The following is a 512-nucleotide window of genomic DNA, read 5'->3' as shown; positions in this document are numbered from 1 at the left end:
CTGCTGGCTGATATCTGCTGACTGCAAGCACCTTGGGCTTATAGCTCGGGATTATTCTGCTGATGAGAATCTGCGTTTTGCGTGTCGTTCGGAACAGGAAGACAGGCGACGCTTCAGGCTTCCTGCTGGTGGTTTAGAATACGTTCCAGAGGTTAAGGAAGCGAAGGAATCACGCGGAGAGATTTTTGATGCAGGACCGTCTGAGAATGGGTGTGAGTCATCTTCTCGGATAGGTTTTTATGAGCTTCTTCGTCGCAACAGTGGGAACAAGGTTTATGTGTTTAAACATCTTGAACGCATTGGCAGGGATGAGGCCATAAGGCTTCAATCTGATCTCATTGCTGACAGGCTTGAAGGTCTGGGGAGTCCGTCTAGGCGTAAGAAGCAGGATGGCACCTTTTTCAAGGTGGGTTTGCTGTCTGGATTAGCTAAGCAGATGGATGAACAGTTTAGGCATATCATGTTCATTCCTGCTGTTGCTGTTGCTGAGCGTCGCCAGTTGAGGAATGAGC

The 512-nt window shown here is 48.8% G+C and carries 1 protein-coding gene; it reads left to right on the top strand.

The window, feature by feature from the left end; all coding sequences use genetic code 11:
- Positions 1 to 512 (top strand): hypothetical protein (locus KP705_RS16900; protein ID WP_215765102.1); only part of this gene is annotated, 512 nt, incomplete at both ends.

The sequence above is a fragment of the Gluconobacter sp. P1D12_c genome, from assembly GCF_018812105.1.
Classification (GTDB): domain Bacteria; phylum Pseudomonadota; class Alphaproteobacteria; order Acetobacterales; family Acetobacteraceae; genus Gluconobacter; species Gluconobacter oxydans_A.
Note: the sequence above shows the minus strand (reverse complement) of the source record. Positions and strands in the feature narration are given on the sequence as shown.